This is a genomic window from Pseudomonas sp. UF-293 (assembly GCF_058245595.1).
Window position 1 is genome coordinate 1 of sequence record NZ_JBSICA010000049.1, and the last position, 23,519, is coordinate 23,519.

The 23,519-nt window shown below is 60.3% G+C and carries 13 protein-coding genes, 1 rRNA gene and 2 pseudogenes; 11 read left to right on the plus strand and 5 right to left on the minus strand.

The window, feature by feature from the left end; translation table 11 throughout:
* Both AC4IHP_RS27055 and AC4IHP_RS27060 read left to right on the plus strand, forming a co-directional pair.
* Positions 1 to 5,073 (plus strand): annotated as a pseudogene (locus tag AC4IHP_RS27055) (LapA family giant adhesin); the annotation flags it as partial.
* Between the two features lie 149 nt (positions 5,074 to 5,222).
* Complete coding sequence (locus AC4IHP_RS27060) at positions 5,223 to 5,561, plus strand: hypothetical protein (RefSeq protein ID WP_016772279.1); 339 nt, start codon at positions 5,223 to 5,225, stop codon at positions 5,559 to 5,561.
* Between the two features lie 116 nt (positions 5,562 to 5,677).
* Here the strand turns inward: AC4IHP_RS27060 and lapD are convergent, their stop codons facing one another.
* Together lapD and lapG are read right to left on the minus strand one after the other, a co-directional pair.
* The gene (gene lapD, locus AC4IHP_RS27065) at positions 5,678 to 7,624 is read right to left on the minus strand and encodes a cyclic di-GMP receptor LapD (RefSeq protein ID WP_341638306.1); all 1,947 of its coding nucleotides are present in this window, start codon (positions 7,622 to 7,624) and stop codon (positions 5,678 to 5,680) included.
* A 14-nt stretch (positions 7,625 to 7,638) separates the two neighbouring features.
* Complete coding sequence (gene lapG, locus AC4IHP_RS27070) at positions 7,639 to 8,331, minus strand: cysteine protease LapG (RefSeq protein ID WP_056786901.1); 693 nt, start codon at positions 8,329 to 8,331, stop codon at positions 7,639 to 7,641.
* Positions 8,332 to 8,527: 196 nt separating this feature from the next.
* Between lapG and AC4IHP_RS27075 the strand changes: the two genes are divergently transcribed.
* From AC4IHP_RS27075 to AC4IHP_RS27095, 5 genes are all read left to right on the plus strand, one after another.
* Positions 8,528 to 9,238 (plus strand): GntR family transcriptional regulator, encoded by a 711-nt coding sequence (locus AC4IHP_RS27075; RefSeq protein WP_071174000.1) that lies wholly within the window; start codon positions 8,528 to 8,530, stop codon positions 9,236 to 9,238.
* Positions 9,239 to 9,937: 699 nt separating this feature from the next.
* On the plus strand, positions 9,938 to 10,714 hold the full coding sequence (locus tag AC4IHP_RS27080) for a DUF3050 domain-containing protein (protein ID WP_460122700.1): 777 nt from the start codon (positions 9,938 to 9,940) through the stop codon (positions 10,712 to 10,714).
* Positions 10,711 to 11,640 carry a diiron oxygenase gene (locus AC4IHP_RS27085; protein WP_490833204.1) on the plus strand — a complete coding sequence of 310 codons (930 nt, stop codon included), beginning with the start codon at positions 10,711 to 10,713 and terminating at the stop codon, positions 11,638 to 11,640. The genes AC4IHP_RS27080 and AC4IHP_RS27085 overlap by 4 nt, the downstream gene beginning before the upstream one ends.
* 10 nt (positions 11,641 to 11,650) lie before the next feature.
* Complete coding sequence (locus AC4IHP_RS27090; RefSeq protein ID WP_490833205.1) at positions 11,651 to 15,043, plus strand: amino acid adenylation domain-containing protein; 3,393 nt, start codon at positions 11,651 to 11,653, stop codon at positions 15,041 to 15,043.
* A 22-nt stretch (positions 15,044 to 15,065) separates the two neighbouring features.
* Entirely contained in the window at positions 15,066 to 15,533 is a 468-nt protein-coding gene (locus AC4IHP_RS27095) for an SRPBCC family protein (protein WP_490833206.1), read from the plus strand.
* 127 nt (positions 15,534 to 15,660) lie between these two features.
* Here AC4IHP_RS27095 and AC4IHP_RS27100 read toward each other — a convergent pair whose 3' ends face one another.
* Positions 15,661 to 16,446, minus strand: coding sequence for a methyl-accepting chemotaxis protein (locus AC4IHP_RS27100; RefSeq protein WP_490833210.1), 786 nt, complete (start codon positions 16,444 to 16,446; stop codon positions 15,661 to 15,663).
* 69 nt (positions 16,447 to 16,515) lie between these two features.
* Positions 16,516 to 17,541 (minus strand): annotated as a pseudogene (locus AC4IHP_RS27105) (HAMP domain-containing protein); the annotation flags it as partial.
* 312 nt (positions 17,542 to 17,853) lie between these two features.
* On the opposite strand from AC4IHP_RS27105, the gene AC4IHP_RS27110 reads away from it, so the two are divergent.
* From AC4IHP_RS27110 to AC4IHP_RS27125, 4 genes are all read left to right on the plus strand, one after another.
* Positions 17,854 to 18,354, plus strand: a complete 501-nt coding sequence (locus AC4IHP_RS27110; RefSeq protein WP_041479723.1) for a sigma-70 family RNA polymerase sigma factor — start codon at positions 17,854 to 17,856, stop codon at positions 18,352 to 18,354.
* Complete coding sequence (locus tag AC4IHP_RS27115) at positions 18,354 to 19,355, plus strand: FecR domain-containing protein (RefSeq protein ID WP_490833207.1); 1,002 nt, start codon at positions 18,354 to 18,356, stop codon at positions 19,353 to 19,355. The genes AC4IHP_RS27110 and AC4IHP_RS27115 overlap by 1 nt, the downstream gene beginning before the upstream one ends.
* An 87-nt stretch (positions 19,356 to 19,442) precedes the next feature.
* Positions 19,443 to 21,947, plus strand: coding sequence for a TonB-dependent siderophore receptor (locus tag AC4IHP_RS27120; RefSeq protein WP_490833208.1), 2,505 nt, complete (start codon positions 19,443 to 19,445; stop codon positions 21,945 to 21,947).
* 75 nt (positions 21,948 to 22,022) lie between these two features.
* Positions 22,023 to 23,201, plus strand: coding sequence for a PepSY-associated TM helix domain-containing protein (locus AC4IHP_RS27125; RefSeq protein WP_490833209.1), 1,179 nt, complete (start codon positions 22,023 to 22,025; stop codon positions 23,199 to 23,201).
* Between the two features lie 66 nt (positions 23,202 to 23,267).
* Here AC4IHP_RS27125 and rrf read toward each other — a convergent pair.
* Positions 23,268 to 23,383: ribosomal RNA gene (rrf, locus tag AC4IHP_RS27130) — 5S ribosomal RNA — on the minus strand.
* Positions 23,384 to 23,519: the final 136 nt, after the last annotated feature.

A 23,519-nucleotide genomic window follows, 5' to 3' on the forward strand; every position in this document is an offset into this window, starting at 1 on the left:
ACCGGCACCGCAACTGTTCCTGCGCCATCCGATGACGTTTACAAAGACGCCGGTTCCGTCCAGGCGACGATCACCAGTGCCACTGGTGGTAACTTCGAGAACCTGGTGCCGAGTACTGCTCCGGCCGTGACGACAGTCACCGACACCATCGATACCTCGACCGTCAGATTGACCGCCGATACTTCGGTGGCTGAAGGCGGTACCGTGACTTACACCGCCACCGTCGGCGCGCCAGTCACCGGCTCGCCTGTGGTTGTAACTCTGGCCAATGGTCAGACCATAACCATCGGCGTCGGTCAGACTACCGGCACTGCAACCGCTGTTGCTTCGAACGATGCACTGACCGGCCACGCTCCGATCACCAACTCGATCACTGGCGCAACCGGTGGCAACTTCGAAAACCTCGTCGCCGACAAGACCCCGGTCAGCACCACCGTGACCGACACCGTCGACACCACCAGCCTGTCCCTGTCGGCGACCGGTTCCGTGGCCGAAGGTGGCCAGATTACGTACACCGCGACATTGACCAACGCCGCTGGCTCACCTGTGACCGTGACCTTGTCGAACGGCGCCGTAATCACCATCAAGGCTGGCGAAACCACCGGCACCGCAACTGTTCCGGCACCGTCCGACGACGTCTATAAAGATGCCGGCTCTGTGCAGGCAACGATCACCAGTGCCACTGGTGGCAACTTCGAGAACCTGGTGCCGAGCACTGCTCCAGCCGTCACGACAGTCACCGACACCATCGACACTTCGACCGTCAAACTGACTGCTGATACTTCAGTGGCCGAAGGCGGTACCGTGACTTACACCGCCACCGTCGGCGCGCCAGTCACCGGCTCGCCTGTGGTCGTGACTCTGGCCAACGGCCAGACCATAACCATCGGCGTCGGTCAGACTACCGGCACTGCAACCGCTGTTGCTTCGAACGATGCACTGACCGGCCACGCTCCGATCACCAACTCGATCACTGGCGCAACCGGTGGCAACTTCGAAAACCTCGTCGCCGACAAGACCCCGGTCAGCACCACCGTGACCGACACCGTCGACACCACCAGCCTGTCCCTGTCGGCGACCGGTTCCGTGGCCGAAGGTGGCCAGATCACTTACACCGCGACCCTGACCAACGCCGCTGGCTCGCCTGTAACCGTGACCCTGTCGAACGGTGCGGTGATCACCATCAAAGCGGGCGAAACCACCGGCACCGTGAACGTTCCAGCGCCAGCTGACGACGTCTACAAAGACGCCGGCACCGTGCAGGCGACCATCAGCAGCGCCACCGGAGGCAGCTTCGAAAAACTGGTACCGAGCACCACGCCAGCGGTGACCAGCGTCACCGACACAGTCGACACCACAACCGTCAGCATCACCGGCAGCAGCTCGGTGACCGAAGGCCAGACCGCCAGCTATACCGTCAGCCTCAATCACCCGGCGCAGACCGAAGTGACCCTGAAAATCGTCTACAGCGGCACTGCTGCCGACGGTTCGGACTTCACCGGCGTGTACACCGTGAAGATCCCGGCTGGCGCCAGCAGCGCGCAGTTCAACGTCGCCACCCTCGATGACAAGATCACCGAAGGCACCGAGAACTTCGTGGTCAAGATCGATTCGGCTACCGGCGGCAACTTCGAGAACCTCGCGGTCAGCAGCACCAACGGCAGCGTCAGCACCTCGATCATCGACAACGACGCACCACCGGTGCTCGATCTGGATGCCAACAACTCCAGCGGCGCGACCGGTGCCGATTACAAAGTGACGTTCACCGAGAACACCCCGGGCGCCGGCGTGTCGATCGCTGACACCGACCTCAGCATCACCGACCCGGACAGCACCATGCTCACCGGTGCCACCGTGGTGCTGACCAACCGTCAGGACGGCGATGCGCTGAATCTGGGCAACAGCGTCAACGGCATCACCATCAATGCCAACAGCACCAACGGCACGGTGACCCTGACCCTCTCGGGTAACGCGACCCTGGCCGACTACATGCAGGCCATCAAGAACATCAGCTTCACCAACAGCAGCGAAAACCCGAGCACCGTGCCGCGCATCATCACCGTGACGGTGACCGATGGCGGCAACTACTCGAACACCGCGACGACCACGGTCAACGTGGTGGCGGTCAACGATGCACCGGTCGCCGCGCCGAGTAATGTCACCGGCACCGAAGACACGCCGCTGGTGCTCGGCTGGTCGACCTTCGGCGTCAGCGATGTCGATAGTCCGGCGAGCAGCCTCGGTATCAAGATCACGCAGCTGCCGGGCGAGGGCAAACTGCAGTATCTGGACGGCTCGACCTGGAAGGATGTTGCCAACAACCAGACCTTCAGCAAGGCCGACATCGACGCCGGCAAGCTGCGCTTCCTGCCGGATGCCAACGAGTCGGGGACCAATGGTTACGGCGGCACCGGCCTGGGCAACAATCAGGCGGACTACGCGCAGATCAAGTTCCAGCCTACCGATGGCCAAGCGCTGGGCAGCACCGGCACAGTGAAGATCGACATCACGCCAGTGGCGGATGCGCCGACCGTGGCCGTGGCTGATAGCAGCGTTAAATCCACTGGCCTGATCAAGGAAGTCTGGACCGGTCTGTCGGGTCTGGGCACTGACGGCAGCGGCGCGAACTCGACCACCCTGAAAAACGTCATCGACGCGGCCGGCAAACCGAACTCCAGCGGCAACGTCACTAACGTGCAGTCTGACGGCAGTGTCGCCGCCGGTACGGCGTCGAAAACCTCTGGCCTGATCTACCTGGAAGCCGGCAAGACCTACACCTTCAGCGGCGTGGCCGATGACAGCCTGCTGATTACCATCGGCGGCAAGAGTGTGGCTTCCGGTACCTGGGGCGCGGGCGGTGCGATCAATGGTTCGTTTACCCCGACTACCAGCGGTTACTACACCCTCGACATCTACCACCACAACCAGAGCGGCCCGGGCAGCTACGACGTCAACCTGTCGGTCAACGGCGGCACGCCGATCGACCTCAGCAATGCCGGCGTGCCGATCTACACCGGTGTGCAGGACCTGATCAACTCGGGCGTCACCGTCTCCGATCTGCACGGCACCAACGGCGAAGGCTATTACGACGGCTACAAGCTCAACACCGGCGCCGAAGGCACCACGGTGAAACTGTCGGCGATCAGCACCGCGCTGACCGACACCGACGGCTCGGAAACCCTGAGCGTGAAGATCAGCGGTGCGCCGGTCGGTTCGGTGCTCAGCGATGGCGCCGGTCATACCTTCACCGTTACCGCGAGCAATGGCGAAGCCAACGTCACCGGCTGGAACCTCGGTTCTCTGACCGTGACTCCGCCGACCTACTACAACGGCCAGTTCAACCTGACCGTGACTTCGACATCCACCGAACAGGTCGGCGGGTCGGCAAGCAGCACCGCGACCATTCCGGTCACCGTGGTGCCTGCGGTGTACAACGCGGTCACCGCCACCTCGGGTGATGACAACGTCACCGGCACCGACGCCAACGACATCATCGTCGCTGACATCGGCGGCCTGACCGTGGTGCCGGGCACCAACTACAACATTGCGTTCATGGTCGACAGCTCGGGCAGCATGAGCACCTCGTCGCTGAACGCTGCGAAAGACTCGCTGACCTCGGTGTTCAACAGCCTCAAGCAAAGCCTGGGCGGCAGCAACTCGGGTACGGTGAACATCTTCCTGGTGGACTTCGATACCCAGGTCAACAAGTCGGTGTCGGTGAATCTCAACGACCCGAATGCGCTGACCTTGCTCAAAGCAGTGCTGAACTCGATGGGCTCTGGCGGCGGTACCAACTACGAAGACGTGTTCAAGACCACGGCCAACTGGTTCCAGAGTGCCGATGCGGTCGCCAACACCGGGGCGAAGAACCTCACGTACTTCATCACCGACGGCCAGCCGACTTACTATCAGACCGGCGAGCAGACCAACCCGACGCTGTATGGCAACGTGAAACTCGACAGCGTGGTGAACACCAGCAACTACAAGCAGGGCGACACGTTCAGCACCTACATCGACAACTCGCACTACCTGACCATCAACAGTGCCGGCAGCGTTGTGCTGCAAACCTACAACTCGTGGTGGGGCTGGAGCAGCGAAACCCTGGGCACGATTCACGCGCAGGGCGACGGTACTTATGAACTGTCGAACCTCGCGGGTACCGGCAACAGCACCAACTCGTCGACGACCAGCAACTCGACCAGCGGCTTTGCCTTGTTGAGCGGATTGTCGAGCGTCGAAGCCATTGGTCTGAACAACGACGTCAGCCTCAACGACCTCAAGCCGTACGATTCGGACAAAACGCCGCAAACCAACATCGATCCGAAGGATCTGGCCAACTCGATCATCGGCCATACCGAAGCGACGATGCCGGGTAACGACACCGTCAATGGTGGCGAAGGCAACGACATCCTGTTCGGCGATCTGGTCAGCTTCAACGGCATTGCCGGCGAGGGTTACCAGGCGATGCAGGCGTTCGTCGCCAAAGAGACCGGCGTCGATGTCAGCAAGGTCACCACCAGTAATGTGCACCAGTACATCACCGAGCACTATCAGGCGTTCGATGTGTCCGGTGCGCACGATGGCAACGACACGCTGCTCGGTGGCGCAGGCAATGACATCCTGTTCGGCTCGGGCGGCAACGACCTGCTCGACGGCGGCAAAGGCAATGACATCCTGCTCGGCGGCACCGGCAACGACACGCTGATCGGCGGTCAGGGCAACGACATCCTCATCGGCGGTTCCGGTGGCGACACCTTCGTCTGGAAATCGGGCGACACCGGTAACGACGTGATCAAGGATTTCAAAGCCAGCGAAGGCGACCGCATCGACCTGCGCGACCTGTTGCAGGGCGAGACCGGCAGCACGATCGATAACTTCCTGAAGATCACCACGGTGGATGGCACGTCGTCGCTGCAAGTCAGCTCGGCGGGCAAATTCAACTCGGGCGATGCCGCTGCGGCCACGCCAGACGTGACGATCAAACTGGAAGGCAACAACTGGGCGAGCGCCAACCTGCACAACCTGATTGCCGGCAGCGACCCGACCATCAAGGTCGATCACAACAACAGCTGAGGCTGAAACAACGACGGCCGCCTCCTGTGAGGCGGCCGTCGCGTTTGCGGGCAATGCAGCGGTGACGATTTAATCGTCGCCCCGCATACTGACGCGCAGTTGGCTATGCTGCTGACAGCATGACGCTGTTCATTTGTGAGGGATGCTCAATGTTTTACGTGCAACGCGATGCGCAGGGCCAGTTGATTCGCGTGGAAGCTGCGGCGTACGCCGAGGCCACGGAAACGCTGCCCGCCGACAACCATGAGATTCAGGCGTGGTACGCCAACGAAGCCGTGGAAAACAGCCTCAAACAGCTCAAGCAGAGCGACTTTGAAATGATTCGGGTACTCGACGACCTGATTCAGGTGCTGACCCAGAAAGGCGTGATCCGCGTCACCGACCTGCCGGCGGCGGCCCAGGCCAAACTGATGGACCGCACCCAGGCGCGTGAAGCGCTGGGCGGGTTGAGCCAATTGATCGATGAGGATGAGGGTGGGTTGATCTGATTCTGGATCTTCACCGACTGGACTGGCCCTTTCGCGAGCAGGCTCGTTCCCACACTGGAATGCATTTCAAATGTGGGAGCGAGCCTGCTCGCGAAGGCGGCATCACTGAAGACAAGTCACTTCCAGGGCTTCGGCTCACCGAGCAACTGCCCCTGCACGCCATACAAGCCCATCTCGCGAATCACTGACAGCTCCCCTTCAGTCTCGACCCGTTCGGCAATCAGCGGCAGATCGATGCTGTGCGCGGCGCGCTGGATCGCTTCGATGAACAGACGCTTGTCGCTCTCCTGATCGATCGCGCGGATGTAGCTGCCATCGATCTTCAAGTACGCCAGGCCCAACCGCGCCAGGTTGCCGATCATGCTGAAGCGCCCGCCGAAGCGCTGCAGACTCAGCGAGAAGCCAAGCTCGCGCAGGCGTCGGGTCAACTGCTCCAGCACCGCCTGTTCAGGCAATTGCTCCTCGCCGATCTCCAGGGTCAGACGCGCGCCGAGATTGGAATGCGCGCGCAGAATCTCGAAGACTTTGTTCAACGCCTGCGGGTCGGCCAGCGTCGCCGAGGACAGGTTCAGCGCCAGTGAATCCTCGTGCCCTTTCATCTGTTCCAGCACGCGTTCGAGCATCAGCCGGTCAAGCCGCGCGGTCCAGCCGAAGCGCTCCAGCCACGGCAGGAAACGTCCGGCGGGAATGGTCTGGCCCTGCTCGTCGAGCAGACGCGACAGCACCTTGTAATGCAGCACCAGTTGCGTGTCCTGCGCCGCAACCACCGGCTGGAAATACAACTCGAAACGCTGCTGACTCAAGGCCTGATCCAGCAGTCGATGCCAAGCGTGATGGTCGTCACCGACCTCCGCCACCAGACTCTGATCGATGCACGCCCAATTCTGCTCACCCTGCCCTTCGGCCTGTGCGAGCGCCTGATCGCCCAGTGTCAGCACCGCTTGCGGGGAGTCACCGTGGGCAAACGGCGCCAGCCCGATCGAAGCCACCGCCGGCACATCGGTCGCGCCAGTGGCATGCAGGCTGCTCAAGGCGTTGTCGAGATTCTGCGCCAACTGCAACGCTTCCTCGCGCACCAGCCCGGGGGCGAGCACAGCGAATTCACCGCCGCGAATACGCGTGACCAAGTCCTGGGTTTGTGGATATCTGGCGCACTCGCGGGTCAGTTGCTCACCGACGGCCTTGAGCAACTGGTCGGTACGCTGGCCGCCGAGTCGCTGGTTGAGCCCGGCGAGGTCCTTGACCCGCAACAGCAGCAGGTAACCGGAACTGGCCTGCTCCGGGTTGCTCACGCGGTTGTTCAATTGCATTTCGAAATAGCGGCGGTTGGCCAGGCCGGTGAGGTTGTCCTGATAGGACTCGGTACGCAATTTTTCGCTGCGCTCGGCCTGCTCCTGGAACAGCGTCTTGAGCTTCTCGACCATCTGATTCATCGCCTGCACCACGCGACGCAATTCAGGCGTGCGCGGCAGGTCCGGCAGGCTGAGAAACTCGCGGCGGGCAATCGCATGGGACTGCTGGACCATGTAATCGAGGGGCTTCAACTGCCGACGCAGCAACAGCGCGCCGAGCACCGCACTCAGTGCGCCGCAGATCAGCAACCAGCCAAGGCTACCCAGCGCGCTCTGCCACAGCTTGGCCACGGCGAACATCGGATGGCTGACGACCTCGACCCGAGCCGCCTGCTCCCAGCCACGGCTGACCAGCGCATCGCCACCCGCCGGCTCCAGGCCGATCAGTTTGACGAACCAATCCGGCACGTTGCTCACCGCCGGGGTACCGCTGCGCTCGACGATGGTCTGCTCGGTCTTCACGTCGACCACCCGGATGCTTGCGTAATAGCCGCTGTCGAAAATCGAACTGACCAGCAGCTCGACCATCGCGGGGTCGTCGATATTCGGCGTCAGCGACAACGCCAGCGCCGTCGCCGCGTCCTGCGCGTGGGAGCGCAGCTGGTTGACGTACTGGGTGCGCGAGCTCTCCAGGCTGACCATGAAGCTGCCGGTGAAGGCCACGACCAGGAACAGACAGATAGCGATCAACAGCTGTTTGAACAAAGACATCTGAGCGCGTGCTCCTAGTTAGTCGTCTCGACCGGAAAACCTTCGGCCTGCATTTTTTTCAGCACATCCTGCCAGCGCGACAGGCGTTTGGTGTCGCCGACCTTTTTATTGCCCTTGGCGCCGGGCAAATACAGGCCTTCGGCATTGAAAGAGTAGACCGGCAGCAAATCGGTCCGCTGCGCCGCCGGCTGGATCGGATCGATCAGGCTGTCGAGCACCAGCGGCATGGCATCGGGGGTCGCATAGTACGTCAACACCATGTGCGCGCGGTTCTGGCGCAGCGCCTTGACGTAGGTGATGCGCAGCTTGTCACTGGATACGCCGAGATGGCGCAGGCTGAAATACTTGGCGATGGCATAGTCTTCGCAGTCACCGGCGCCCTTCCACAGCGCTTCGATCGGGGTTTCCCAATAATCCACTTCGCGCCACAGATCGATGTCTTCGACGTAACGCACCTGCTTGTTGAAAAACAGGTTCACCACTTTGAGCTTGTCCATCTCACTGGCCTGCTTCTGCGTCGCCAGCAGATTCTGCCAGGCGTCGATGCGCTGCTGCCCGGCGCCCAGCGGCCCATAAAGAGCCGTGGCCTTGCGGCTGATCGCGGAAAAATCCCAATCGGCGTGCAGACCGCCCAGCATGACGCCGGCCAGCAGCAATGCGCAGCCAAGCCAGCGCAGGGTCCGAGGGATCGCGAAACGTACCGCCACTGCAGGTTTCCAGAAGGACAGAAAGGAAGCGTTTGATGGTGAAGCTTAGCCCGGCAAAAAACAATGGCACCGTGAGATCATCGAAGACCCGCTAGACTTGAGATTGCCGCGCAACGTTTTACAAGGTTTGACAACCTGTAGAGCAATCACTAGTGTCATTTGGATCCAAATATTGCGACCTACAGGGTGTGTTGTCGTGACTCAGAAGCCCAAACCGCTGCACAGCATCAAAGTCGAAGGACCGATTCCTGCGCATTTGGCCCGGTCGGTGATTGAAGAAACCCTGCGCTCGGCCATTCTCGATGGACGCCTGCCCTGTGGCACTGCGCTGCGCCAGCAGGATCTGGCCGATCTGTTCGGGGTCAGCCGCATGCCGGTGCGCGAAGCCTTGCGCCAGCTCGAAGCGCAGGAGCTGCTTAGCGTCACCACGCACAAAGGGGCCGTGGTCGCCCCGCTGATTCAGGGTGATGCCGCTGAAACCTACGAGTTGCGCATTCTGCTCGAATCCGAGGCATTACGGCAGTCCATTCCGCTGCTGACTGAGGCCGAGCATCAACTCGCCGCTGGCTACATCGACGAACTGGAAGCGCAACACGACTACAACGAAATCGGCCGCCTCAACCGTCTGTTCCACATGGCCTTGTACAGCAAGGCGCCCAATCAGCGACTGCTGCGCCTGGTGGAGGACGGCTTGAACGAAGAAGAACGTTTTCTGCGTTTCAATCTGGAAGCGATGGGCCTGGGCAAGCTGTCTCAGGACGACCACCGTGCCATGCTTCAGGCCGTGATCGAGCGGGACATCCCGCGCTCGCTCGAAATGCTGGAGCAGCACCTCAACCGTGGCGTTGAAGTCATCACCCGCTACCTCGCGACTCCCGCCGCACAGAAGCGTCACACCGCACGCTGATATCTTGTACGTCGAATAATCCCCTTACAAATCTGCGCGACCGCTCTGCTGCCGGCCCTGGCAGCGGATCGGCGTGCCCGCTGGTGCCCGCCCCGGCCCTGCCGACGCATTTCTGCTGCCCGCCGATGACCAATCGGTAATAGCCGTGACGGCAATTTACCCGCACTCTTCAAGCGCCAACCCTATAGAACGGGGACGCGCCGCCCTGACGGCACAGTCCCCGCAACAGGAACCTACGGAAGGAGCCTTGTCACGGGAAACAGGAAGTCATGGCGCCGGTCCCGGCCAACTTTCGTCCCCCTATGAATTCAGTAAATCCCCTTAGTTGAAAGTTGCTTCGAGTGAGGCATTCACTCTTGTTTATCAATTTTGGCCGTTATTAGCCGAAAGGAGTAACTACGCCTGGATAAAACTTGCCTGGAAAGTTTTATCGGCAACTCTCATATTCAAAAAACAGCCAACTTGAAATAATTGAAAATAAACTTGTTAATTGCTTTTGCCCTGTATTAGTTTTCTCTCGCCAGGTTTGAACTTCTCCGTTCAGCGCGGCATACCTGAAACACCATCGGCAGCAACCGTGGCGCCGCAATGGAGCCACATCGCAATCAAGTTTCGCCCGACCAACTTGCTATCAAACTTGTTCGACCGCTTACAGCAACTGAAAGAACCGTGCACTTCATATCACTGATAAAGGACATCATGATGCCCACTAAGCAGCAACTCGCCCTGAAGAAAGCCGAACTGAGTATTCACCCGATCTTTTCCGAGATTACTTCGTTATCGGTATTACGCCGTTTCATGGAAACCCATGTATTTGCTGTATGGGACTTCATGTCGCTGACCAAGCGCCTGCAACAGGAACTGACCTGCACGCGTTTACCCTGGTTGCCGCCGCGCGATCCTCACGCCGCTCGGCTGATCAACGAGATCGTGCTGGGCGAGGAATCGGATGATCGCCTCGATGCCGGCCACTACAGCCACTTCGAGTTGTACCTGGATGCGATGCGCGAGATCGGCGCGAGTACCACGGCGGTGGAGCGTTTCGTCACGTTGCAGCAGGAAGGCGTGAGCTACGACGTCGCGTTGCAGAGCATCGATGTCGACCCGGCAGCCGCACAGTTTGTCCGCGATACCTTGCGCATTGCCCTGGAGGCGCCGGGACACAGCGTTGCCGCCGCGTTCCTGCACGGTCGCGAGAGCGTCATTCCGACGATGTTCCAGCGCATCCTCGATGACTGGGGCATCGGCATCGAACAGGCACCGACCTTTCGCTACTACCTGCAACGGCATATCGAAGTCGACTCTGAAGACCATGGCCCCGCCGCCGAACAGCTGCTGGAGCGTCTGGTCGATGGCGATCCGCAGCGCGCAGCTGAAGTCTATGCCAGCGCCATCGCCGCCGTGGAAAGCCGCATCGCCCTGTGGGACGGCCTGCGCTTGAGCATGGGCGCAAAAGTTGCCGAGGTGGCCCAATGAACGCCGCCGACTATCAATCCTTCGCTGATGCCTGGGAAAGCCGCGCGACCATCCGCACTCGTCCGCGCCGGGTGCTCGAAGACGATCAGCGCCTGATCTACCCGCTCAGCCGCCAGCCGCTGGTGCTCAGCGAAACCTTCCTGCGTGAATGCCCGCAACAACGTGATTTCGCCCTGGTGCAGACGTTGTACAAATTCATCAACGACGTAGTGATTTTCGAGACCGAAATCGTCGACAAGACCGCGCGCAGCATCGCCAAGAATCGCTTTGCCGTGGCGTTCCCGTTCGCCTGTCGCTACGACGCGATGACCGTAGTGGTCGATGAGGATTACCACGCGCTGGTGGCCATGGACTTCATGCAGCAAACGGTCGCGCTGACCGGTATCGAGCCGATTCAGTTGCCTGACGAAATCGAACTGAGCCGGGCGATCCCCGCTGCCGTCGCGCTGGCCCCGGAACACCTGCGCAGCGCGGTGGAATTGATCTGCGTGGCGATCGCCGAAAACACCGTGACCGGTGATGTCGCCGCGTTCGCCCGCGACGATTCGGTCAAGCCGTCGATCAAAGGCCTGATGGCCGACCACTTGCTCGACGAGGGTCGCCACTCGAGTTTCTGGGCGCGGATGGTGCGCATCTATTGGCACACCGCCAGCGACACGGACCGCGAAACCATCGCGCAGATTCTGCCGGTGTTCATCGGCCATTACCTGACCAACGACATCCAGAAGTCCTTCGATTTGCGCTTGATCGACGCACTGCCGGTCAGCGACACCACGCGCCATTCACTGCGCGAAGAAATCGCCGGACTGGCCTTCCCGATCAATCGCCACCACCCGCTGGTGGGCAACATCGTCAGGTTTTTCCACAACAGCTCGCTGCTCGACACACCGTCCGTGCAGGACGCCCTGCGCGACTATCTGGTTTGAGGAGGCCGACATGAAACGTCTCGACATTTTGCTCACCGGCACCAGCCAGGCGATGACCGACCTGGCCCGGGAACTCGAACAGCACGGCCATGCACTGACCCGCAGCGGCGCGACACAAGCGGCGGTGGATCTGATCATCGACGATGGCTTTATCGGCGCTGGCGACTTCTGCGCGATCCCGCACCTGCACCTGCGCTTGGGTGTCGCCGCGCAAGGCCATGGCGGCCTGCCGACCCTCGACTTGCTGTGCTTTCTCGGCTCGTCGCTGATCAGCCGCGTACCGATTGGCAATGAGCCATCCGGCAACGGTCAGTCGCTACGCCTACGAGCGCTTGCCCATGTGGTCGACGAAGTGGCGTTGCTGGTCAGCCGCTTTTCCCGCGATGCCGATTATTTGCGCCACGCCCCGGCCCTCAAGGCGCCGGATTTCGAACGCCTGGAAGACCTGCTGTTTCTCGACAAGCTAGCGTACGTCCACCGTCTCAACGACACGGCACACCCGGCGCTGCTGGAGCAGGCGAAAATCCCGCTGATCGAGCGCCTGCAACAGAGCCTGATCGAACATGCCGAACGATCGGCGCTGCACCTCGGCGGACAGTCCATCGACTACCGCCAGTTGCACGCCCACAGCCGGGCGATTCAACGGCGATTGCTGCCATTGCTTGAGCAACATCCGCAGCCGTGGGTAGTCGGCGTCTGCCAAGGCAAAAGCCCGGCGCTGTTCGCCTCGATTCTGGCGATTCTCGGCAGCGGCGCGGTGTACTTGCCGCTGGAGCCCAGCCATCCATTGCCGCGTCAGCAATACATCCTGGAAAACGCCGGCGCGGTGCTGTTGCTTCACGATGGGCAGCAGGCGCTCAGCGAAACGATAGCGGGGCTGAATGTCAGTGGCATCGAGGCGACCGACGCGGACTTCAATCGACCGCTGATGCTGCACCGTCCCAAGCTCGATGCGCCGTGCATGGCGCTCTACACCTCGGGTACCACCGGGCATCCGAAAGGCGTGCTGCTCAGCCAGGCCAATCTCGCCCACTTCACCGCGTGGTACGCCGACTACGTGCAGTTGCGCGCCGAGAGTCGGGTGTTGCAGTTCTCATCGCTGAGCTTCGACTCATCGCTGATCGACATCTTCCCCAGCCTGCTCACCGGCGCCGAACTGGTGGTGCCCGACGACACCCAGCGGCGCGATCCTTTGCAGCTGGTGGCGCTGATTCGCCGGCGGCAACTGACCCACGCCTTCCTGCCACCGGCGCTGTTGAGCATCCTGCCGCTGGAGCAACTGGAGGGCGTGCAGGTGATGACCGGCGGCGATGTCTGCGAGCCGTTCGTCATCGAGCAACTGACCCGTCAAGGCGCCCTGCACAACCTGTATGGCCCGACCGAAGCCACCGTGCTGATCACCGCGCGCCAGCTCAAACCCGGGGACGGCAACCGCACGCTGGGAGGGCCGATCGCCAACAGTCGGGTGCTGATTCTCGACGACGATCTGCAACCGGTGCCCGATCAAACCGTCGGTGAACTGTTCATCGTCGGGCCTGGTGTCTGCCTCGGTTACCTGAACAATCCGCAGCAGACCGCCGAGCGCTATCTGAACCTGTCCTTGCCCGGGGGCGAGACCCTGCGCGCCTATCGCAGCGGCGATATGGCCAAGTGGGGCGAGCACGGTATCGAGCTGTGCGGGCGGCGCGACAATCAGGTGAAAATCCGTGGCTTTCGCGTTGAGCCGGAAGAGATCGAGCGCTGCCTGCGCGAGAGCCGCTTGTATCGGCAGATTGCCGTGGTCATCGACCGTCAGCGGCGCATTCTGGCGTTCCTCGCTCAGCCACAGACCGAGACTGCCCGCGACGAATTGAAGACGCATGCCCGGCAATTTCTGCCGGACTACATGCTGCCGGTGGCATGGACTGAGCTGGCGCAGATGCCGTTCGCCAGCAACGGCAAAGTCGATCGCAACGCGCTGCTTGCATTGCCGGTGACGGTGCAGGACAGCGCTGCGAAATGCCTGCCGGCCAATGCTGACGAAGCGCTGCTTCTGGAGATCTGGGCCGAATTGCTGGAGCTGCCGACCAGCGACATTTCCACTGACGAAAGCTTCTTCAATCTCGGCGGCCATTCGATCCTGCTGTCGCGGATGTTGCTGCGCTTGCGCGAGGAATTTGGCCGAAGCATTTCGATCAATCGCTTCATCGAACAGCCGACCATCAGCAAACTGGCGACGCTGGTGCGCGGCACCGGCGACAGCGCGGTACTCAGTGCCCAGGCCATGGCCGACTCTGAGCGTAAGCTGGATATCGAACCGCTGCCGATCAGCCGCATGGGCGATGTGCACAAGGTGATCGTCACCGGTGCCAACAGTTTTGTCGGCGTGCACATCGTCGAAGCGCTGCTCGGTTGGGGCGCCAGCGAAGTGGCCTGTCTGGTGCGCGACGGCGCCGGGCAAACGGCGGCGCAACGTTTCGCTCAGGCACTGCGCGAAAACCGTCTGGAGCACCTCGATCTCAGCCGTGTGCGGGTTTACGCAGCTGATATCAGTCGCTCGCAACTGGGCCTGGGCGATGACGATTACCAGCGCCTGGATCGCGAGTTCGGCGCGCTGGTGCACAACGCCGCCAACGTCAACCACGTACTCGATTACGAGTCGCTGGCCGCGGACAACGTCGAGCCGATCTTCGCCCTGCTGAAGTTGTGCGAAGGGCGGAGTAAAAAGGTCTTCAACTTTGTCTCGACCCTGTCGGCATCCAGCACCGTGGATGACGCCGGTCGAGTGCTGGAACTGCCCGCCGCCGCGACGCCGCCGATCTACATTCGCAACGGCTACAACCTGTCGAAGTGGGTCGGCGAACGCATCCTCGAAAGGGCGCGCGAGCAGGGTGTGCGGGTCAATCTGTATCGCCCCGGCAACATCAGCTTCAACAGCCTGAATGGCGTCTGCCAGCCGCACAAAAACCGTTTGATGCTGATGCTCAAGGGCTCGATCCAACTCGGCCAGGTGCCGGCCTTTGCGCTGAATTTCGACCTGATGCCGGTGGACTTTCTCGCCCGCTTCATCGCCTTTCATGCCAGCCGTTATTCAGCGGATCGCGCGGTGTTCAATCTGCACAATCCCGAGCCGCTGAGCTGGGATGCCTACGTCGCGTCGTTCCGCGAAACCGGCAGCGAATTTTCGCTGGTCAGCGTCGCCGATTGGCAACAGCAACTGAACCGGGTCGACGCCGACAACGCGCTGTTCGGCGTGCTCGGTTTCTACCTCAACGGCTTCGAAGAAGACATCGGCGACATCTCGCTGATCGGCCACGCCAACGCCGAGGCCGGCGTGCGGCAGATGGGCGCGCACTACCCACAGAAATCCCCGGCGCTGCTGCGTCGCGGCTGCGATTACCTGAAACAAATCAACTTCATCTGACTCATCCCAAAGGAGCAATACCATGAGCAATCTGCAACCAGACACCCTGATCAAAAACCCGCAAGGCTGCCACGTCGTGTCGTCGGTGGAAGTGCCAGCGGACGCGGCAAAAGTCTGGGCGATCGTTGGCGATTTCGCTGGCTTCGATCGATTCATTCCGGCGCTGTCGCACACCGAAATGACCGGCGAGGGCGTGTCTTCGCTGCGCAAGAAATTCTTCAAGGACGGCAACGTCGTGGTCGAACAACTCAACTCGCGCGATGAACCGGCGCAGCGCATGACCTGGACGACGATTTACAACACCTTGGGTGTGGCGAATCTGTGGGCGGCGATGCAGGTGGAGTCGCTGAGCGAAGGGAAGTCGCGAGCGACCTGGACGATCATTGCCGAACCGGCTGCGGGTGGGGATGAAGCATTACCGGGGTTCAGGGATTTCGTGCAGGGGTTTGCCGATGATGCGATGGGCAATGTGCTGAAGCTGTTTGTCTAAGGCTTTGGCTTTGCGGCGATCGTCAGACCGCTTTCGCGAGCAGGCTCGCTCCCACATTTGGATTGCATTTCCCTGTGGGAGCGAGCCTGCTCGCGAAGAACGATAACGCGGTCTGCAATCTGAACAATCAGATTTTGAAGCTGTCGACCAATTGCTTCAGGCGATTGGCCTGCTGCGACAACGCATCACAATCCTTCAACGTTTCATTGAGGTTGGCCACGCTCTGCTGGTTCAACAGGTTGATCTGGTTGACGTCGACGTTGAGGGTTTCCACCACCGCCGTCTGCTCTTCCGTCGCCGCTGCAACCGATTGGTTCATGCCGTCGATTTCGCCGATGCGCTGGGTCACGCTGACCAGACGCAGACCGGCCTGATTCGCCACTTCCACGCTTTGCTCGCTGGACGTCTGACTCGCGTTCATGGTGCTCACCGCTTCGCGCGAACCGACCTGCAGCGAGGTGATCATCTTGTGGATCTCTTCCGCCGATTCCTGGGTGCGATGCGCAAGGTTGCGCACCTCATCGGCAACCACGGCGAAACCACGTCCGGCTTCCCCGGCACGCGCAGCCTCGATGGCAGCGTTGAGCGCCAACAGATTGGTCTGCTGCGAGATGCCTTTGATCACATCGAGAATGTGGCCGATGTTATCGGTGCTCGCGTTCAAGGTTTCGATCTGCGTGCACGACAGGCTGATTTTCTGCGACAGCTCGGTCATCGCCTGGATGGTTTGCTCGACCACCTGACGACCATCATCGGCCTGCTCGGAAGCACCGCTGGCGTGCTGCGAAGCATCCGCCGCGTTGCGCGCGATCTCCTGAGTGGCAGCACCCAGCTGATTGATCGCCGCCGCGACGCTGTTGGTGCGCGCACTTTGCTCATCGGAACCGACGATCGAAGCGTTGGACGAAGCCATCACCCGTTGCGACAGGTCATGTACGTGACGGGTCGCCGACGACACTTCGGAAATAGAAGCGTGAATGCGCTCGACGAACTGGTTGAACGCACTGCCCAGTTCACCGAACTCGTCTTTGCTCTCGACCACCAGACGCCGGGTCAGATCGCCCTCGCCCTGGGCGATGTCTTTCATCGCGCGGCCCATGGTGGTCAGCGGACGCATCAACACGTTGATCAACAGGCTCAACAGCAACGCAATCGCCGCGACCGCGACAAACATGGCGATCAACGCCGAGGTGCGGAATTGGCTGAGTGCGGCGTAGGCCTTGTCGCGATCGATCGACAGACCGATGTACCACTGCGCATTCGGCAGATCGCTGACCGGGGTGAACGAGAGAATGCGCTCCTGACCGTTGAGCACGACGTTCTGGTTGCCCTTCTCGATGCGCACGCTGGTGTTCGGGTAGATGTCCTTGAGGTTTTTCATTACCTGATCTTTGTCCGGGCTGACGATCACCTGACCGTCGGCACTGACCAGAAATGCATGGCCGAGGCCACCGAAATCCACCGAGTTGATGATCTTCACCAGCGTTTCCAGGCTCAGGTCACCACCGACCACACCGAGCAGTTCTCCGTCCTTTTTCACTGGCATCGCGATGGTTACTACCAAGCCACCGACGGCCGCCATGTACGGCGGGGTCAGCATGGTTTTGTCAGCGGCCACTGCCTGCTTGTACCAAGGGCGCTGACGCGGATCGTAACCGTCCGGCATCTTCGCATCGGGACGCTGGGTGAAGACACCGTTGGCTTGCCCGACGTAGGTGAACTGGAAGTTCGACGTAAAGGCCGGCTGATCGACGAGGCCAGGAAAATCGGCATTTCTGCCTTGATGAGCAACGTTCTGCGCGAGGTTTTCCAGCACCAGAATCCGCCCGCTCATCCAGTTCTGCACGCTGCTGGCGGTCAGGTCACCGGCCTGCTGCACGGAAGACTGCAGGTTCTGGCGAATGGTGTTTCGCTGCAAGTAATCGTTGTAGAGCGTGAACAGCGCGAACGCCAGGACCACGACGCCCGAAGCGGCCAGGAGGATTTTATGGCTGAACTTGAGATTCATTTCATGGGACTTCTTATGCCAAAAGTGGGGATGCGTTCCGGTTGCAACATTCCATGTACAGCGCAGGCAGCGTTCTTCAGGCCGCTCTACTTTGGTGCACGCATTTCTCACCAGTCTGTCGGCCAGCGGCTGAGAAATCTTAGGGCTGCGTGAGAAATGGCCGGGTTTTGGACAGGTTTCCCGCCGAACGGCGTGCCAGAGCGGCTGCGAGGGAATTTTTTAGCAATGACATCGGAGCGGCAGTTGCAAAATCTGTAACCCTTGATGACAATGCGACTAATTATCATTTGTGACGTTCGGGCTGGCGTGGTCATGTCTTCACCTGAGTTGGTCGTACAGGCGCTTTACGGTAGTCATCACGGCTGGCTCAACGCTTGGCTGCGCGCAAGGCTGGGCAATGCGGCGGATGCGGCTGATTTGGCGCAGGACACTTTCCTGCGTCTGCTACAACGCACCGAACGTCTCGAACTGAAAGCGCCCCGAGCTTTCTTGCGAACCATCGCGCGCGGTCTGGTGATCGATCATTGGCGCCGCGAGGAAATCGAGCGGGCCTATCTGGAGACCATTGCTCACTTGCCTGAAGGCGAAGTACCTGACGCCGAATCCCGCGCGTTGGTGCTTGAACTGCTGGAAAGCATTGCGCGCATGCTTGAGGGACTGAAGCCAAAAGTGCGTCAGGCATTTCTGCTCGCGCAGTGCGAAGGGTTAACGCACAAACAGATCGCCGAGCAGTTGGGCGTGTCGGTACGTTCAGTGGAACGCTACGTCGCCGATGCGCTGTATCACTGCTATGTGTTGCGGTATGAAAGCTGATGCCTGTGGATAACCTCTCACTCGGTCGCCGCGTCGAACCGCGCCAACAGGTGGTCAAGCAAGCGATTCACTGGCTACTGCGGCTGCGCAACAACCACGGCAATTCGCGGTTGACTCGTCAATGCGAGCAATGGCGCGCCGAGCATCACGAACACGAAATCGCCTGGCAGCGGGTGCAGTCGCTGCAAGCCGAATTGAGCTCCAGTCTGCGTGCCGTGCCGGGTGCGCAGGTCGCTTTCAACACCCTGGAAAACAGTGCGCAAGGTCTGGGCCGTCGCCAAGCCTTGAAGTTGATGTCCGGCGCGCTGTTGTTGGGCTCCGCCGCGTGGCTGGCCAAGGACAGCGCCGCCTGGCAGCAATGGAGCGCCGACTACGTCACGGCGACCGGCGAACGGCGCGGTTTCCAGTTGCCCGACGGCACGCGCATCGAACTCAACACCGCCAGCGCCGTTGACCTGGATTACACCGCGCAGCAGCGCCTGATCAAACTGAGCCGTGGCGAGATCATCGTTACCTGCGGCGGCTCTGACGAGGGCGCGGCGACCGATCGACCGCTGCGCATACAGAATCGCCACGGCAGTTATGCGCCGGTCGATGCGCGTTTCATTTTGCGTCAGGAAGATCAATGCACGCGACTCAGCGTTACCCGTGGCCGGGTGGTGGTTCGCGCTGGCGGTCATTCGCTCGAAGCGCTCGCCGGGCAGAGTTTTCTGGTCGACCAAAGCGGTTTGCGCGCAGCGCCGACGCTGGATATGGATGCGGGCGCCTGGCTCGACGGTTTGATTGTCACGCGCAATATGAGGCTAGGTGACTTCCTCGCTGAAGTCGCACGCTATCGCCCGGGTTTTCTCAATTGTGCGGCAGATATCGCAGACTTGCGCCTCTCTGGGGTGTTCCGTCTGGAGGACACCGACAGGCTGCTGGCGGTCCTGCCGCAGACGCTGCCGGTGCAATTGCGTTATCGCACCCGCTGGTGGGTGACTCTGGAGCGTGCGGTCTGAATATTTTTTGGCGGGTTTTTCCAGGCAGTCCGGCTTAGTCAGTAAGCACTTCAACTCAGCCCCCGCGACTGCCTACGGAAATCCACAATGACTGTCCGCGCCATTTGTAAGAATCCTCTGAATTTCACTGCACCATCGGCACCGCTGCGCCATGCGGTTCGGGCAGCACTGTTGTCCTCCGCGCTGGGCGTCAGCTTATTACCAAGTCTGGGTCTGGCCGCCAACACTGCCGGCACCGAGATCAGCCACCGCTACAACATTGCTGCCGGGCCATTGGGCGAGGCATTGAATCAGTTCGCCCGGCAGGCCGGCATCACCTTGGCGATGACGCCGCAACAGACCCAAGGTCAGCAATCTCCCGGCGTGCAGGGTGAATATTCGACCGATCAGGCCTTGACCCATTTGCTCGGCGGTTCCGGACTGGAAGCCGTCAGCCAGGACGGCAGCAGCTACATTCTGCGCCCGCTGGCTGAAAGCCAAGCAATGGCCTTGCCGGCTACTGATATCAAAGGTTTTGCCCTCGGCAACGCGCTGGGCAGCATGGCCGGCTACAACGCCACGCACAGCCAGATCGCCACCAAGACCAGTACCGCCCTGCTGGAAACTTCGCAAAGCGTGTCCGTGGTCACGCGCGAGCAAATGGATGACCAAGGCTCGCAAACCGTCTCGCAAGCGATGCGTTACGCCCCGGGCGTGCTGACCAATCCGTACGGCGCCACGCACCGTTACGACTACGTGGCGATGCGCGGTTTCAACGACGGCTCGGTGGACAACATTTACCTCGACGGCCTGAAGTCGATGGGTGACAGCGGCACTTACAGCACCATGCAGGTCGATCCGTATTTCCTCGAGCGTGTGGACATTCTCAAAGGCCCGTCGTCCGTGCTGTACGGCCGCAGCTCGCCCGGCGGTCTGGTCGCGCTGACCAGCAAAAAGCCGTTGTATGAGGCTTATCATCAGGTGCAGGCCACGGTGGGGACACAAGGCCAGCGCGGGGTTGGTTTTGACTTCAGCGGCCCGGTCGATGACGACAAGCGCATTGCTTATCGTCTGACCGGTTTGAGCGATCAGTCCGACACGCAGTTCGATCACAACAAGGAAAAACGCTTCGCCCTCGCGCCGACGCTGAGCATCGATTTCAGCGAAGACACCTCGCTGACTCTGCAGGCCTATCTGCAACACGATCCGGACGGTGGTTACCACGGTGGCGTTCCGGCAGACGGCACGATCCATCAACGCAATGGCGACCGCATCTCGCCGCGATTCTTCGAGGGCGAGCCGGGGATCGACGGCTACTCCCGTGACCAGCAATCGTTCGGCTATCAGTTCGAACATCGCTTCAACGACGTCTTCACGGCGCGGCAGAACTTCCGCTATCTCGACTCCAAAGTGAACATGGATCAGGTCTACGCCTATGGCTGGACCACCCCGACCAGCAATGAGCTGAACCGCTATTACACCGGCGGTGATGAGCGCCTGCATGCGTTCATCGTCGACAACATGCTGCAGGCCGAATTCTTTACCGGCGCGACCAAGCACACAGTACTGATGGGCGCGGATTATCAACGGCGCAAAACCGTGGTCGACTGGACCAGCGGTGGACTGGCGCCAATCAACGCGTTCAATCCGGCGTATGGCAACTCGGCGATCGAAATGTACGGCGACACCAGCTATCTGCGTCGTCTCGAGCAGACTGGTGTGTATCTGCAAGACCTGATCGAGATGGACAAATGGCGCTTCTCGCTGGGCCTGCGTCAGGATTGGGTAGAGACATCCGACGAAAACCGCATTGCTGAAGCCGGGCGTCCCGTTGGTACGGAGATCAATGATCGCCGCACCAAGCTGACCGGCCGTGCGGGCGCTCTGTACCTGTTCGATAACGGTCTGGCGCCCTATATCAGTTACTCCGAGTCATTCAACCCGAACTCCTATGCCGACAGCGCCGGCAATCCACTGGCCCCCACCGATGGCACGCAGTGGGAAGTCGGTTTGAAGTACCAGCCGCCGGGCACCGACAACCTGTTCACCGCCTCGCTGTTCCGCATTGATCAGGAAAACCTCGCGACCAAACTGCCGCAGGAAAACTTCTATCGCGCGGTCGGTGCCGTACGCTCGCAAGGTCTGGAGCTGGAAGCGCATATGCAACTGACCGACAACTTCAAAGTACTCGGCAGTTACACCTTCACCGATATTGAATATTCGAAGTCGATGATCAGCACTTTGAGTACGCCGACCGATGTCATCGAGAACAAAGGCAACTCACCGACTCAGGCGCCGCGACACATGGCCTCGCTGTGGGCTGACTACAAGTTCGACAGTGCCGCGCTCGATGGGCTGCGGTTGGGCGGTGGTGTGCGCTATGTCGGCTACAGCTGGGCCGATGCCGAGAACACCTTGAAGGTGCCGTCTTACACGTTGTTCGACGCCTCGATTGGTTATGACCTGGGCAAAATTGGTTTGAAGGGTGTTGATGTTCGGCTCAATGCGAACAATCTGACCAACGAGTCTTATGTCGCGTCCTGCGCCAGTCTGAACTTCTGCTACATGGGCGAAGAACGCAACGTAGCGGCGACCGTCAGCTATCAGTTCTAAAGCATTGTTCTGTGCATGAAAAAGCCAGCCCCTTATGTCAGGGGCTGGCTTTGTCGTTTATTCGGGGTGTCTTGCATGCGTGCGTTTCTGGTTTTGTTGCATCGTTACATTGGCTTGGCTACAGCGGTGTTTCTTTTGCTTGCGGGCCTCACAGGCAGTGTGCTGGCGTTCAATCACGAACTGGATGAGTGGCTGAATCCGCAGTTCTACGAGGCGACTTCACTGGGTGAGCGCTTGCCGCCGGGCGCGTTGGTTGATGCGGTGCAGACTGCGCATCCGAAATTGCAAGTCTGGTACATGGAGTATCCGCAGGAGGCGGGGCATACAGCGGTACTGGCGGCAGTTCCACGCAAAGATCCAGCAACGGGCAAGTCGTTCGATGAACGCAATCAGGTGTTTTATCTGGATCCGGTGAGTGCGCAGCAGAAAGGCGCTCGCTACTGGGGCGAATGCTGCTTCCAGCGGGAGAACTTCATCCCGTTCATTCTGGAGTTTCACTACAACCTGACATTGCCCGGTAACTGGGGATTGCTGTTGATGGGCCTGGTGGCCGTCGCGTGGGTGATCGACTGCTTCATCGCATTGTGGCTGACCTTGCCGCGCGGCAAGCCCTTCTGGAAGAAGTGGGCTACTGCGTGGAAGGTGAAAGGAGGGCATGCCTACCGTTTGAACTTCGATCTGCATCGCGCCGGCGGATTGTGGTTGTGGCTACTGCTGTTACCGATCGCCGTCAGCAGCGTGGCGATGAACTTGCCGAGCCAGGTGTTCAAGCCTGCGGTTTCGTTGTTTTCGCCGATCGAGCCGAGCGTTTATGAAGCCAGAGGACGAATGCCCGCGGATCAACTGGGGACGACACAGTTAAGTTATCAACAGGCGTACGAAAGGGCATTGCACGAAGGGCAACGATTAGGACTGACGGCGGCGATCGGCGAGTTGTATTACAGCTTTGAATACAACTTCTACGGCGCGGGGTTTGGACAGCACGATACAGACGCACACGGTAAATCCTGGTTGTTCTTTCACGGTACCGACGGACGCTTGTTAGGACAGGAAATCGCCGGGCAGGGCACGCTTGGGGAGCAGTTCTATCGACTCCAGTTGCCGATACATGGGGGAAGGATCATCGGGATGACAGGGCAGGTAATGATCGCGGTATTGGGTGTGTTGATTGCGGGGCTGTCAGGGACGGGCGTTTATATCTGGTGGCGCAAGTGGCAGGCAAGACGCGGCAGCAAGACTCGCAGAACGGCCTGATCTTTCGTACACGCTTAAATGACAAAACCCCTGTCTGCGTTAGCAGACAGGGGTTTCGGAATTCAATCTTGACGATGACCTACTCTCACATGGGGAAACCCCACACTACCATCGGCGATACATCGTTTCACTTCTGAGTTCGGGATGGGATCAGGTGGTTCCAATGTTCTATGGTCGTCAAGAAATTCTTTATCTGGCCCGTCAACACGGTAACAAGCCAGCAAAAACAGGAACTTCTACTAAAACAAAACCCCAACTGCTTTCGCAATTGGGGTTTCGGAATTTAATCTTGACGATGACCTACTCTCACATGGGGAA